General features: G+C 45.8%; 14 protein-coding genes. 11 read left to right on the top strand and 3 right to left on the bottom strand.

All coding sequences use genetic code 11. The annotated features are described in order from the left end of the window. Positions 1-139 precede the first annotated feature (139 nt). The 7 genes from atpD to fabZ all read left to right on the top strand — a co-directional run bounded on the left by atpD (position 140) and on the right by fabZ (position 6,646). Positions 140-1,555: a F0F1 ATP synthase subunit beta gene (gene atpD, locus BLQ32_RS12000; protein ID WP_074510512.1), complete on the top strand. Its 1,416-nt coding sequence runs from the start codon at positions 140-142 to the stop codon at positions 1,553-1,555. Between the two features lie 24 nt (positions 1,556-1,579). Further along, the gene (locus BLQ32_RS11995) at positions 1,580-1,984 is read left to right on the top strand and encodes a F0F1 ATP synthase subunit epsilon (protein ID WP_036809814.1); all 405 of its coding nucleotides are present in this window, start codon (positions 1,580-1,582) and stop codon (positions 1,982-1,984) included. A 321-nt stretch (positions 1,985-2,305) separates the two neighbouring features. Continuing rightward, positions 2,306-2,539, top strand: a complete 234-nt coding sequence (locus BLQ32_RS11985; protein ID WP_074510510.1) for a DUF1146 family protein — start codon at positions 2,306-2,308, stop codon at positions 2,537-2,539. A gap of 497 nt (positions 2,540-3,036) precedes the next feature. Next, positions 3,037-4,335, top strand: a complete 1,299-nt coding sequence (gene murA, locus BLQ32_RS11980) for a UDP-N-acetylglucosamine 1-carboxyvinyltransferase (protein ID WP_036809817.1) — start codon at positions 3,037-3,039, stop codon at positions 4,333-4,335. Positions 4,336-4,564: 229 nt separating this feature from the next. Then, complete coding sequence (gene mreB / locus BLQ32_RS11975) at positions 4,565-5,620, top strand: rod shape-determining protein (RefSeq protein ID WP_074510509.1); 1,056 nt, start codon at positions 4,565-4,567, stop codon at positions 5,618-5,620. Positions 5,621-5,901: 281 nt separating this feature from the next. Continuing rightward, on the top strand, positions 5,902-6,168 hold the full coding sequence (locus BLQ32_RS11970) for a DNA-directed RNA polymerase subunit beta (RefSeq protein ID WP_074510508.1): 267 nt from the start codon (positions 5,902-5,904) through the stop codon (positions 6,166-6,168). A gap of 34 nt (positions 6,169-6,202) precedes the next feature. After that, entirely contained in the window at positions 6,203-6,646 is a 444-nt protein-coding gene (fabZ, locus tag BLQ32_RS11965; RefSeq protein WP_036809821.1) for a 3-hydroxyacyl-ACP dehydratase FabZ, read from the top strand. Positions 6,647-6,701: 55 nt separating this feature from the next. Here the strand turns inward: fabZ and BLQ32_RS11960 are convergent, their stop codons facing one another. Further along, positions 6,702-7,142, bottom strand: coding sequence for a YwpF family protein (locus tag BLQ32_RS11960; protein WP_074510507.1), 441 nt, complete (start codon positions 7,140-7,142; stop codon positions 6,702-6,704). Positions 7,143-7,423: 281 nt separating this feature from the next. Here BLQ32_RS11960 and BLQ32_RS11955 point away from each other — a divergent pair, with 281 nt between their 5' ends. Together BLQ32_RS11955 and BLQ32_RS19860 are read left to right on the top strand one after the other, a co-directional pair. Further along, positions 7,424-7,834 (top strand): single-stranded DNA-binding protein, encoded by a 411-nt coding sequence (locus BLQ32_RS11955; protein ID WP_036809826.1) that lies wholly within the window; start codon positions 7,424-7,426, stop codon positions 7,832-7,834. Between the two features lie 26 nt (positions 7,835-7,860). Continuing rightward, positions 7,861-8,019 (top strand): hypothetical protein, encoded by a 159-nt coding sequence (locus BLQ32_RS19860; protein ID WP_175557112.1) that lies wholly within the window; start codon positions 7,861-7,863, stop codon positions 8,017-8,019. A 40-nt stretch (positions 8,020-8,059) separates the two neighbouring features. Here the strand turns inward: BLQ32_RS19860 and BLQ32_RS11950 are convergent, their stop codons facing one another. Together BLQ32_RS11950 and BLQ32_RS11945 are read right to left on the bottom strand one after the other, a co-directional pair. Then, the gene (locus tag BLQ32_RS11950; protein ID WP_074510506.1) at positions 8,060-10,780 is read right to left on the bottom strand and encodes a DEAD/DEAH box helicase; all 2,721 of its coding nucleotides are present in this window, start codon (positions 10,778-10,780) and stop codon (positions 8,060-8,062) included. Further along, positions 10,777-12,309, bottom strand: a complete 1,533-nt coding sequence (locus BLQ32_RS11945; RefSeq protein WP_074510505.1) for a hypothetical protein — start codon at positions 12,307-12,309, stop codon at positions 10,777-10,779. The genes BLQ32_RS11950 and BLQ32_RS11945 overlap by 4 nt, the downstream gene beginning before the upstream one ends. 566 nt (positions 12,310-12,875) lie before the next feature. On the opposite strand from BLQ32_RS11945, the gene BLQ32_RS11935 reads away from it, so the two are divergent. Next, positions 12,876-13,247 carry a hypothetical protein gene (locus BLQ32_RS11935; RefSeq protein ID WP_139150541.1) on the top strand — a complete coding sequence of 124 codons (372 nt, stop codon included), beginning with the start codon at positions 12,876-12,878 and terminating at the stop codon, positions 13,245-13,247. A gap of 91 nt (positions 13,248-13,338) precedes the next feature. Beyond that, positions 13,339-13,803 (top strand): hypothetical protein, encoded by a 465-nt coding sequence (locus BLQ32_RS11930; RefSeq protein ID WP_036809838.1) that lies wholly within the window; start codon positions 13,339-13,341, stop codon positions 13,801-13,803. The last annotated feature ends 412 nt before the right edge of the window (positions 13,804-14,215 follow it).

Below are 14,215 nucleotides of genomic sequence, written 5' to 3'. Positions count from 1 at the left end.
TTTGCGACGAAGCACGTAGTGCTGCAGGAGCATGAAGTTTTAAGCAAGACAATTTCAGATCCCGAGGAGCTAGGCGCTGAAGCTAGACAATAAAAGCGAAACAAGATATTAGAAAAACAGTAAGACAGGAGGGAACAGCATGAACACAGGACACGTACTTCAAGTTATGGGTCCGGTTGTAGACGTTAAGTTTGCCAATGGCCAGCTTCCAGAAATCTACAACGCCCTAACTGTATTCATTAATCGTCCAGGCCAGCAACAAGTGAAATTGACACTTGAAGTGGCTCTACACCTTGGTGACGATTCCGTTCGTACAATTGCAATGGAATCCACTGACGGTTTGCAACGCGGTTCAGAAGTAACCGACTTAGGCAGCGCTATCACTGTTCCAGTTGGAGACGTTACATTAGGCCGTGTATTTAACGTACTTGGAGAAGTAATCGACTTAGGTGAAGAAATCCCGTTGACTGAAAAGCGCAACCCGATTCACCGTGCAGCTCCAACTTTTGAACACCTTTCCACAGAAGTTGAAATTCTTGAAACAGGTATCAAAGTTGTTGACTTGCTTGCCCCTTACATCAAAGGCGGTAAAATCGGTCTCTTCGGTGGTGCCGGTGTAGGTAAAACAGTTCTGATCCAGGAATTGATCAACAACATCGCTCAAGAACACGGTGGTTTATCCGTATTCGCAGGTGTTGGTGAACGTACACGTGAAGGAAATGACTTATTCCACGAGATGAGCGATTCCGGCGTTATCAAGAAAACTTCAATGGTCTTCGGCCAAATGAACGAGCCGCCTGGCGCACGTATGCGTGTAGCTTTGACTGGTTTGACAATGGCTGAATACTTCCGTGATGAGCAAGGCGCAGACGTGCTATTGTTCATCGACAATATCTTCCGCTTCACGCAAGCCGGTTCAGAAGTATCCGCGTTGCTTGGCCGTATGCCATCTGCCGTTGGTTACCAGCCGACACTTGCTACTGAGATGGGACAATTGCAGGAACGTATCACAACAACAAGCACAGGTTCAGTAACTTCGATCCAAGCGATCTATGTACCAGCCGATGACTATACGGATCCGGCTCCGGCTACAACTTTCGCTCACTTGGATGCAACTACGAACCTTGAGCGTAAACTTTCTGAAATGGGTATCTACCCTGCGGTGGATCCTCTTGCTTCGACTTCACGCGCATTGTCGCCTGAAATCGTTGGAGAAGAGCACTATGCAATATCCCGCCAAGTTCAGGAAACGCTTCAGCGTTACCGCGAACTTCAAGATATCATTGCAATCCTTGGTATGGATGAGTTGAGCGACGAGGACAAGCTAACGGTTAACCGTGCGCGCCGCGTCCAAAACTTCCTATCACAAAACTTCCACGTAGCTGAACAGTTCACGGGCCAAAAAGGTTCGTATGTTCCAGTAGCGGAAACAATCAAAGGATTCAAAGAGATTCTTGCTGGCAAATACGACCACTTGCCGGAAGATGCATTCCGTCTGGTAGGACGTATCGAAGATGTAATTGAAAAAGCTAAAGGCATGGGCGTAGAAGTCTAAAACAAGGGACCAGGAGGGAAAAAAATGAAGACCATTACAGTCAATATTGTCACTCCCGACGGCCCGGTATACGATTCAGAAGTTTCTATGGTAATAGCAGTTACAGCGACAGGCGAGATGGGAATCTTGCCTGGCCATATTCCGACAGTGGCTCCTCTTGGAATCGGCGCAGTCCGGTTGAAGAAAGAAAACTCGACGGAATTGGCTGCTGTAAGTGGCGGATTCTTGGAAGTTCGTCCTGATAAAGTAACAATTCTTGCCCAATCAGCAGAGCTTGCGACAGACATCGATTTGTCGCGCGCACAAGAATCTGCCAGACGTGCAGAAGCGATGCTTCAGGCGAACAAAGATGACGTAGACTATCAGCGAGCAGAATTAGCGTTAAGACGTGCAAAGAATCGTATCAACGTTTATGAGGGTAACGTGTAATAAGAAAAGCGAAAACGGCTGTTCAGCTCCGGCAGGCAAGATATGGACCAAATTGATTTGGTCCATATCTTTGCGACGAAGCTAGCGCAGCGATGCAGGAGCATTAGGTTTTTGTTGAACTTCCGAAGCGGCGGTTTTGCCGCACAGGAAGGGCAGCTTAAGGCCGAGGAGTTGGCCGTTGGAGTCTGGACAAAGAAAAGCGCAAGCGCCCGTCGAATCTGGGCGCTGGAGCTGGACATTAGCTATATAACTTAAAGAGCGGGCAGAAGGGCAGTTGACTTTTGTCCGCTCTTTTTACTTTATTAATAAGGAGGAACTTGCATGGAAGCAATGATCGGACAAACAGCGTTAATCTCAATAATCAGCCATATTTTCTTCACCGGAGTTGCATTTTATGCATTGCGTGCCGTGATGTTCGAAAAATGGATTCGCAAACAACATGTGCTGCAAGCCCAAATATTATACATTTTCCTAAGCATCGCCGTTGGAACAGCGGTATCCACTTTCTTCTTGAATATTTCTTCGTGGTCCAGACAATTGCCTTATTTATTTTGATTTGCTTCTTTGCCATGAAGGCGATATTCGCCGATATGGCAAAAGAGCAAATTTTTTTGTTTTGGTTCTGCTGAGGCATGGTAAAAAGCAGGTAAGTTGTGGAAATGGCTTTCGCAACAAGCGAGTCTTTGAACCTATTATATGAAAATAAAGCACATTCCTTTTTCTTATTTCCCGGGAAATAAATTGGTAAATTCATGTTTACGCACGAATAAAAAGGGAAAAACAAGCTTGTAATCCAAATGTAATATATAATAATACATAGAGCGAGGCGGGTCTATTGTACTTAAAATATAGGACCTACGGACATAAAATGTGAAGTTCTTTCGAAAGATATGGCAGTACAAAGAATTAAAGTGAGAAATGATGCCATAAATACTTGTTATATTAATATAAAACAGGTATTATAGAAAAGGTTTTGTTTCTAATTTATGACATTGGACTTTAAATTTTGCATTTACATATAGATGAATACTTAATAGATGGAGGGCATATCAGTGGATCAGATTATTGTAAGAGGCGGCCAAAAATTAAAAGGGAAAGTTCGTGTAGAAGGGGCTAAGAATGCGGTATTACCCGTTCTTGCCGGATCACTTCTAGCATCAAACGGAAAAAGCATTATCAAAGAAGTACCGAACTTGGCGGATGTGTATACGATTCAAGAAGTACTTAAAAGTTTAAATGCTACGGTTGAATACTTCCCGGAAAAAAATGAAATGGTGATTGATTCATCACAGACATTATCAAGCGAAGCGCAGTTTGAATACGTCAGAAAAATGCGCGCATCGATTTTGGTAATGGGGCCGTTGCTTGCACGTAATGGATTCGCTCGTGTTGCTTTGCCAGGCGGATGTGCGATTGGCTCGCGTCCGATTGAATTGCATTTAAAAGGTTTTGAAGCAATGGGTGCTCAAATCACATTCGGCAATGGTTTTGTAGAAGCGGCTGTTAATGGCCGTCTGCGCGGCGCAAAAATCTATTTGGATTTCCCAAGCGTCGGAGCAACGGAAAACATTATGACAGCAGCAGCGCTTGCTGATGGCGTAACAGTTATCGAGAACGCAGCAAAAGAACCGGAAATCGTTGACTTGGCAAATTACATCAACGAAATGGGCGGCCGTGTCATTGGCGCTGGGACAGATACTTTGCGCATTGAAGGCGTCAAAGAATTGAATGGTGCAGAACATTACATCATCCCAGACCGTGTAGAAGCCGGGACATTTATGGTAGCGGCAGCTATAACAGAAGGCGATGTCATTATTGAAAACGCAGTTCCTGAACATATGTCAGCTTTGATTTCCAAAATGGGTGAAATGGGCGTCGATATCCAAGAGACAGAAGAAGGCCTTCGCATCCGTGCGACACGTCCGCTTCGCTCAATCGATATTAAGACAATGCCGCATCCAGGATTCCCGACCGATATGCAGTCTCAGATGATGACGTTGATGCTGATGGCAAAAGGGAATGGGATTTTGACAGAAACCGTGTTTGAAAATCGTTTTATGCATGTTGAAGAATTCCGCCGCATGAATGCGTCCGTTAAAATTGAAGGACGCTCAGTGATCATGGAAGGCCCTTCTAAGCTTCAGGGCGCAGAAGTGGCAGCAACCGACCTTAGAGCAGCTGCAGCGTTGATTTTGGCTGGTTTAGTGGCTGAAGGCGTAACACGTGTCAACAAGTTGTATCATTTGGATCGCGGGTATGTTAATTTCCATAAGAAATTAGCCGCTTTAGGTGCAGATATCGAGCGAGTGAGCAACACCGAAACGGAAGCTAAACAAGAACAATTGGTCTAATACTGTTTATTCCAAGTCTGTCAGCCTAAGGCTGGCAGACTTTTTGAGTTACCCGGATTAGCTAAGGATTCACCATAAGAGGAAGAAGCAGGGGATTTGTGGGGAAGAGTTTCAAACTTTCCAGGTGGAAAATTCTTTTTCTGTAGTTGCTATGTTAAAATATTCAATTAAGAAAGCTTTTTTTCAAGATCTAATAGATAGTGGATACAAAGTGGAGGGAAGCAAATAGATGTTTTCAAAAGATATTGGGATAGATCTCGGGACAGCAAATGTCCTTATCCATATAAAAGGGCAAGGAATCGTTTTGAACGAACCTTCTGTAGTAGCAATTGATCGCAAAGCCAATGCTGTTGTAGCGGTGGGAGAGGATGCCCGGAAGATGATGGGCCGGACTCCAGACCATATCGAAGTCGTTAGGCCGCTGAAGAACGGGGTCATAGCCGATTTTGATGTTACGGAAATTATGCTTAAATATTTTTTAGAGCGTCTTAAAGTAAAAGGCTTTATGACAAAGCCGCGTATATTGATTTGCTACCCGTCAAACATCACAAGCGTGGATCAGGAAGCCATCCGTGAAGCAGCTGAAAAATCAGGGGCAAAAAAAGTCTTTTTGGAAGTAGAGCCAAAAGTCGCGGCAATCGGAGCTGGTATGGATATTTACCAGCCAATCGGCAATATGGTCATTGATATCGGCGGCGGAACGTCAGATATTGCGGTTTTGTCACTAGGAGACATCGTGGCAAGCCAATCCATCAAAGTTGCAGGAGATGTCTTTGACCGGGAAATCATGCAATACGTCAAGCATCACTATAAATTGTTAATCGGCGAAATCACAGCGGAGAACATTAAAATCCAGGTTGGCTCTGTTTTAGCCGATAGCCGCAACGAAGTAATGGAAGTGCGTGGGCGGGACATGGCAACAGGGTTTCCGCGCGTCATCTCCATCCATTCAAATGAAGTTGAAAAGGCATTGAAAGAACCGGTCCAAATGATTGTACAGGCTGCTAAAAACGTTTTGGAAAGTACGCCGCCTGAACTGTCGGCAGATATTATTGACCGCGGCATTGTCCTGGCAGGCGGTGGTGCAATGCTTCATGGCATGGATCAGCTTCTGGCTGACCAATTGGAAGTTCCTGTGGCCATTGCAGAGGACCCGTTGAATACGGTTGCGGTCGGCACCGGCATTCTTTTGGACAATATGGACCGCCTTTCTGCTTATAAGAGGGGATTTTTCAAGAGCTTCCACTTGTCATTCGGCACATCGAAAAAAATCACAACAGATTAAACCGGCAATACAGCAGGCAAGAGGCATGAAGAAAATTATTTAGTATAATGACATTTAATGCTGATATAGGTACACTCAATACAGTGATTAAATTTTCTAGGAGGGTGCACGCTTCAAGGGGCATCGTGCATAAAGAGAAACTTGGCCCAATGAGAGTTTTTCATCCCCACTAAGTGCAGGTTGAACTAATCGTGCTCCAGCGGTCAGTTGCTCTTCCGCTTAAAGAAGTGGGAGACATGAGGACCGTTAAAGCGGGATAAACGGAAAGGTTGACTGAACGAATGGTTGATACAAAAAAGAAATTGAGTGTTCGGCAGCAGGCAAAAAAAGAGTCTGTTAAGAAAGCGGAACCGAAAAAAGACGGCTGGGTACAGATTCGCCTGTTTCCCATTTGGCTTCGGATTCTTATTGTGTTTGCGCTTATTGCCTTGGCAATGGTTTTAGGAGTAATGGTTGGATATGGCGTCATTGGAGACGGCGAACCGGCTGATGCGCTGAAATGGGAAACCTGGCAGCACATTTTGGATATTATGAGCGGAAAGAAATAGCTCAAATCTTTATTTTTAACGAGGGGCTGATACGATGTTGACAGTTGAACAAATTCAAGCAATTTTGCCACACCGTTATCCATTTTTGATGGTTGACCGGATTTTGGAGATGGAAGCAGGCAAAAAAGCGGTAGGATTAAAAAATGTAACAGCAAATGAAGACTTTTTCAATGGCCATTTTCCGGGCTACCCGGTTATGCCGGGTGTCTTGATTGTTGAAGCACTGGCGCAGGTTGGAGCGGCAGCCGTTTTGCAGATGGAAGCCAACAAAGGCCGTCTGGCATTTTTCACCGGCATCGACAATTGCCGTTTCAAACGCCAAGTGGTTCCGGGCGACCAGCTGCGGCTCGAAGTGGAATTGACGAGACTGCGCGGCTCGATGGGCAAAGGGCATGCCATTGCAACGGTAGACGGCGAACTTGTCTGCGAATGCGATATTCTTTTTGCTTTAGGCCCTGTTGCTGGAGAACAGAAATAAAAATTGTACGTAAAAAGAGTCCGGCTGGAGTAATTTCACTCCAGCCGGACTCTTTTTATGATGATTTTGCTTCATCTTTCCGTAGCGCCGGCCTTGTCCGCATATCCTTTTCAAAGCGTTCCAGCAGCTGATCGCCTTCTAGTCCATCTTCCAGCAGTTCGGACAATAAAGTTTCCGCATATTCGCGGCGAGCCCGTTTTAAAGTTCCTTTCATCAACACGGAAATCTGGTCGCCAATTACTTTGACGCCGTAGATGGCCACTTCAAAAGGAGCAGGTTCGTTCTCCGGATAGGAAATGACCACTTTCACATCATAGATGTCCCCATGGTTCATCATTTTTAGGAAAGTTTCCTGATAGTCGAGATCCATCAGCATCTCAAGCACCCAGGAACGGTGGCTATTTTCCTGGTTGATGATGATGCCGTCTTTCATCGGATAATTAATCACTTCTTGATCGTCTACAACTCCAAATGACAGCATTTTAAATGTCTTCACGAAAGTCCCTCCAAACATCACTTTTTTTCAGTATATCACAGCCATTATTTTTGGGCTTATCTGCAAAAAATAATCAGCAATTATACGAAAATCCATATTCAGCAAGAGCCGGAAAAAGGCGGAAAATCCATTGAATATGATAAATAAACAGCATAAAAAAAATTGCCGGCCCATCAAAAATTAAATTTCAAGAGCCGAAAAGGGGCAAAAATAATTTTTGGCATTTTGCGCAATATTCACTTTACTTAGTATGCTGTTGGTATTCCAAAGGAGGTGAGTAGATGAACCAGGTCGGAATTGTAGGACGATTAACGAAAGATCCAGCCATGCGTGTAATGAATGAAGGCCGCATACATACTTCATTCATCGTTGCGGTATCCCGGAACTACAAAAATCAGAAAGGAGATGTAGAAACAGACTTTGTGCTGTGTTCAACGTGGGGCAGGCCGGCCCATAATGTGTCCAAGTATTGCACAAAAGGCTCGCTGGTAGCGGTCACGGGAAGGCTGCACTCCCGGCATTACGACAAAGAAGACGGAACACGCGTTTACGTCACGGAAGTCGTAGGCGATCAAATCCGTTTTCTCGATAAACGAAAAGGAAAAGAAGAATCCGCCCACAAGCAGCCGGAGCCGGAGTCTGAAGCAGACTTTGACTTTCAGCCGCCTGGGACGGATGGAGTAAACGTTTAAACATCAAATAAAGGAGGCACTTAGTCATGCCAAAAGACGCGCAATTGCAATTGGAAGTCCATATGGAGCAATTGATCAAAATGACCGCTCAGCTGCATCGGCGACTGGCAGAGGCGGAGCGGGAACTAAGTGAATTGAAAGAGATCTTCCGTTCCGTCAAGCAGGGTGATGGCTTTTCCGTCTAAAAAGGGAATCCGGCCAGGTGGGGGCCTGGCCGGATTATTATTAATTGAATGAAAACAGCTCTTTCAATTCGTTGTCGGAGAGCTCGGTCATCCATTGGCTTGATTGGATAAATTCTTCAGACATCGATTGCTTTTGAGTCAGCAGGGAATCGATTTTTTCTTCAATGGTGCCAATCGTTACAAACTTATGGACATGGACAAATTGGGTCTGCCCAATGCGATAAGCCCGGTCCGTCGCCTGGTTTTCAACAGCGGGATTCCACCAGCGGTCCGCATGCAAGACATGGGTAGCGGCGGTCAAATTCAGGCCGGTGCCGCCAGCTTTCAATGACAGGATGAAAATCGGGAATTTGCCTTCCTGGAAAGCAGCCACCAGCGAGTCTCGCTGATTTTTTGGCATGCTCCCCGTCAAAAATGGCACTTCGTGGCCATACAGTTCATTTATAGCCTGCTGCAGCAAGTGGCCCATGCCAATATACTGCGTAAATATCAAACACTGTTCCCCGCGCTCTGCAATTTCCCCGGCGAGAGTCACTATGCGCTCCAGCTTCTGAGATCTCGGCAGTATTTCTTCAGCCGAACTGTAAGGTTCTTTCAAATACAGTGCAGGATGGTTGCATAACTGCTTTAATTTGCTCAGCATTTTCAGCACCAGCCCTTTTTTCTCGAAGCCTGTGAGCGTCTCCATTTTCTGCACCGTATCTTGCACCAGCCCCTCGTAAAGGGCCGCCTGTTCCGGCGTCAATGGACAATATTCCAGCTGCTCCTGTTTTTCCGGCAAATTCAGCTGGAGATCCGGATCTTTCTTTGTCCGGCGGAGCAAGAACGGCTGGATGCGCTTGCGCAGCTTTTCTTTGTGTTCTTCGGAATCATCCCGCTCAATCGGAATCATGAAGTTTTCCTGGAACTGCTTGATACGGTACAGGTAGCCTTTGTTAATAAAATCAAAAATCGACCATAATTCCGACAGCCGGTTTTCAATAGGTGTCCCAGTCAACGCAATGTGGTGGTCGCCTTTGAATTTACGGATGGTGCGGGATTGCTTCGTGTACATGTTCTTGATGTTTTGTGCTTCATCGAGTGTGATGCTGGTCCAGTGGATGTCCTGCATTTCTTCTGCGTCGGACGAAGCAATGCCGTAAGTTGATAACACAACATCCGGCTTTTCTTCCGCCAGGAATTTCGCAAAGTCACCGGCTTTTGGACGGTTTGTCCCGTAGTGCGCCACCACGTTCAAGTTCGGTGCAAAGCGCTCCAATTCTTTCTGCCAGTTCCCAAGTACGGAAGTCGGGCAGATGATCAAGGACGGCTGCTCCGTGTTTTTCCCGTGGACATGCAGCAGATAAGCGATCAGCTGCACCGTTTTCCCGAGGCCCATATCATCTGCCAGGCAGAGGCCGAAGCCTTCCTGCCGCATAAACACGAGATAGTCGAAGCCCGTTTTTTGATAAGGCCGGAGCTCGGTAAGCAAAGCCGGCGGAATCGGTGTTTCCGGCAAATCGCGCTTATCTAGAAGCTTATCCAAAAGCGTCCGCAGCGAGCGGTTCAACTGGAATTCAACGAGCGGGTCTTCTTCATCGACCGTATCATCCAGCATGATTTCCGGTACGTTCTGGAACAGCATGTCTTTGATCGTCCAGTCTGCGTCATCGGCTTCTTCAATCATTTTCCGCAATTGCATCAGCAAGTTTGAATCCACGCGGACCCATTCGTTGCCGATGCGGATAAATTCCTTGTTTTCTGCAACAAGCTCCTGGAAATCCTTCATGCTGAGTTCGTGGCCGTTCAATGAAAACTGCCAATCAAAACGCACAATCTGGTCAAGGCCGACGACCGACGCTTTCTTGACGGGGGAGTGGATATTGGCCCGCACACGGATTTTGGATTCCTGGACAGCTTTCAGCCAGGAAGGAATGGATACTTCAATGCCGAACGCCTGGAGAATTTCCGCATCATTGCGCAGAAATTCCAGCACTTGGGCATCTGTCCATTCCGCATGGTACAGCCGGCTTTCGTCATAGCTTTCAACAGAGGGGCATAAGCTCAGCAGCAATTGCTGCTGTTGGGCAATTTCCTCGGAATAGGGACGCCATTTTTCCGGCAGCACTTTATCGATCGGTTCGTCCATGCGCCGTTTTGAAGGCGACCAGTAAACGGTCCCGCGCTTCGAGCGGAGCACCACTTTAAACGACCAGAACGCATCGGTATCCGGTTCGCTCAGCTGGGCAGCCAAGACATAATCATCAGCAGCCGGCAGTCCTTCCCAGCCGGCTTGCTGGACGAAATGCTGGATATAAGGCAATTGGGCAGGGGCTAAGCCTTTCTGCTTTAACTGCTGCTGAATGGTATCGCTAAGGAACGCCTGGATTTCAGGATCGCCAAAAGACGCGGCAATTACGATGTCATCGCCGTCTACTGACACATGGTTCCATAAATCCGGATCGTTCAAGGAGTCCGACACTCTTCCAGCCAGATTCAGCCATGCCTCGTCTTCGGTGCGCTGTCCTTGGAACGATACGTAATGGTGGGGTTCCCGCTGAAACAAACGGACAAAATCCGCCGGTGTCAGGAGCAGGTCCAAGCCATCCACCCGTGCCGTCAGGCCGTAGAAACTTTCTTTATCAAGAAAATACAAATAAGATTTCCAAATTTCGGGAGGGATACGGTTTCCGGCTTCGTTGACCGCTTGGATGCGAAACTCGTCGGACCGGTTTATTTTAAGGAAATACGTGCGGCTTCCTTCTGTTTGGAACTGGTTCATAAAAGATTTCCTTTCTCGATCTCTTCCTGGAGTGCGCGCAGTCGTTTATTTTGAATACGGATTTCCGTCATATACGCTTTCCAGAACTCCATTTGACCGCTTTTTTTGCAGGCTGCCTTCATTCTTTTCCAGATTCGGACCGCTTGTTTATAGCTGGGCCGGCTGCGTTCTTCCAAATAATCCATCGCATAGCGGTGGAAAAGCGGCAAGGCATAATCCGGAGCAGCTTCCTGTATTGCCTTTAAGCCGCATTCTTCCGCAAAGTACAGCGGAGAGTTGTGGAGGTGATGCAGTTCAGCCCATTGTTTATATAATTGCTTTTCGATTAAATACGTTGAATAGGCGGGAAGCCCGTAATGGCCAAACTGCTTGAACAGGTCTTCCCAGTCCGCTTCACTCAAGTGGATTTGTGAGAAAAGGCGGCTCAGCACACGCACATACTGATGGCGGTATTGGGTATATAAGCCTTCAAACAAGAAGGTTCTGACATGGGGCTTAACCGCCATCAGAATAGCCGTTAAAGCTTGAACGTGCTCGTTTTCTTCAGCCAAAACAGCGAGCTGCACCCAATCCGGCGTTTCATCCGGCGCAATTTTTTTCACGGTAACGTCGTCTTCCAATAAGATGGCGAAGAAAGCCTCAATGCGGCTGTCAGGGCGGTCAAAAGCGCCGATTTCGTCAAGCCGCAATTTATTGGTGGTAAACAGATTGGCCCAAAACAACCGGTAAACCGAAAAGCGCTGCGAAAACGATCCGTCTCTTACTTGGATAAATGAACGGACCAGTCCCCGCAAATGTTTTAAGAAGTCGTCTGCTTCAAAGGTGCGGTGCTGGACGCGCAATTGTTCCAGCAAATCACGGAGTGCATGCATTTCATCGTCAAACCAGGTCTTGAAAAAGGAATGGTGCACTTCTTCAGTGCCGGCGATATAGGTCTCCCACACTTCCATAAGGGAAATTAAATGGGCATACGTCCGGTAAAATACTTTCCATTCGCGTTCGAGAGGGACAAACGACAAAGCGTTTTTCAAGCGCCCTTCGTACATTTGTTCAAAATAAAAATAATTGCGGGTCGTGTAATCCGGAATCGGCTCCCGCCACGCATTGCGGATCAAAGCTGTCCATTGTTCCGGAGAGCGTTTTCCTGTTAATGCCGCAACAGGGTCAGAAGGGCGCGAACGCCATTTTGCAACCCACTCGGATAAGGAGCCGATTTTTTGGTAAAGGGCAAATATGACCGCCAGCTTGTGGCGGCACATTTCGTCTTGCGGACAAGCGCAGGCAGCGGTCATTTTATCGAAATTCAAGAGTACTTTAACGGTATGGGCATCCTTGACGATTGCTTCAAGCAGAAGCCGTTCTTCATTGAACGATAGGATCTGAACGCCGTCATGGCGCACTAAAAAGACTGCTTTTCGAACCATTTCCTCATCCTGCTCACGCGATGGAATGAGTGATTTTTCGACAGCAGCCATATAATTGTAAATTGTATCATCGAATCGTTTTGCCAGGGATTGAACCGTAGCCATATGCATCGCTCCAAAATAAAAACTTTCCTTCTATTATACGCCTCGCGGACGTTGAAAGAAAGTTAATCGTAATCTTTCAGCCGATATCCAAACTCAGCCCGCCGAGTTCTTTGGCCATTTTTCTTGCCTGCAGCTTCCAGAACCTCTACAGGAAGGGGGGCAGCGCAACAAATAAATAACGGAACCATTCAGGATGCTGCATCTTCGGATGTGAAAAATAAAAGGCCTGATTGTATGGAAGGTTGCCGTTTTCTTGCGTGTTTTGCTGCAGAGGCGAATGGCGATTGTTCGGATAAATCGCCATTAAAGAAATGTTTATCCGGAACAGGAAAAGCCTGCTGGATTTCAGCAGCCGGTCAACGGCAATATCGGTTTCGCCTTCATCCTATTTCAGAATTGCAAAAGGATGGAGGCTACGACTTGCTTTCACTTTACGGAAAAAGAAAGCAAGGCGAGTGACCAGGCTGATTCAGTTGCAATAAAAATTAATACTACTATATTGGAATAAAAATGGTACAATATCATTATAATAGACCTATAAGGGTTAGAGGACGGGGGAAAAGAAGTTGATGGATGATTATGTTTTGGAAATTCCAGATTTGGGGTATGTAATGAGTCAAGATTCGATTGGGCAATGGGAAATTTTTCTGCGGCATACAGACCAAGGCTTTCAAAAAATCCAATGGCAAGTTACTTCGTCCGCAAGCGGTTTTAGGCTTCGAAATATGGTCCAAACAGGCGGCCCTGTTGAGTCGGTCCACATCGATTTGGCCGCGAACCGTATCGTCTTTCAAAAAGGTGAAATGGAAGACCAGGAATTTCAACAGTTTTTACGGTCCCTGCTGGATGCCTTTTTTATTCGGGTCCGCCAAGACCAGATGCATTTTGTCGTTTCACCGAATTACTTGGTCCGGGAAGACTTCAGCATCAAAGAATAATCGCTGTGCTTTTTCGTATCCGAAACCACAGATTTATGCTATACTAAATATAGTAAGAATATTCTATCTTTTTGCAAAGGGGGGGAGTGTCATGCTGCACGTTAAATTGATGAAGCCTTTTTATACAAAGAAAGAAGATCATCTCGTTCGATTTGTTTTCGCCTATCAATATTTCTCGATTTTAAAAGACGATGAACTGTTTCATTTTATTCCGGTAGAAGGCAAAGAGATAGTTGTCAATTTAAACACATTCCAGGTAGAAAACCTATCTGAAGTGTTTGTCTTCCAAAAAGGCAATCGGTTTATTCGGCTGCCTTTGTATCAGCTGCTGTTAGTGTCTGATATCCATATGCACTTGCAAGCAATTTTGCAGGAAGAAAGAGAAGGATTGCTTGAAGTGAACGATCAGGCAAAGCAGGAAGCGGAAGAAGCGATTCAATTCCTGGAACAGGAAAACTTCAACCGGATGATCGATCATGCTTTGACTTTGCATGATGAAGCGATGTTCAACGACTTGCTGAGACAACAAAAACAACAACTTAATGGAGGTTTGTAACGTGAAACCAGCCCTAGGATAAAACGTCTGCCCGAATCATTTATGAGCAGGCGTTTTTGTATGCCCAAAAAATGAATAAAAGCCCTTCTCCAGTTTGCCGGAAAAGGGCTTTTAATATACGCCGATATGCATAAGTCACCTCTTACATTAATGTGAAGAAATTCAGGGCTACCATTAAGATGGTTGAACCGGCCATGCCAATTGCAAGATCTTCCCACTCTAGTTCTAGCACTTTATCAAAATTCATCTTGATCCACTCCTCTAGGTTTTTATATGGGGATAAAAGAAGATCTCGCCCGGTAAGTTACAGAGGTTAAGTTAACCGATTTATAACTTGTTTTTTATTATAGAGAGATATCAAAAGATTATCATGAACCAAAATGACTAAAAATTCTAAATTTATAGTTTTGTT

The sequence above is a fragment of the Planococcus glaciei genome (genome assembly GCF_900099655.1).
GTDB classification, from domain to species: domain Bacteria; phylum Bacillota; class Bacilli; order Bacillales_A; family Planococcaceae; genus Planococcus; species Planococcus glaciei.
Note: the sequence above shows the minus strand (reverse complement) of the source record. Positions and strands in the feature narration are given on the sequence as shown.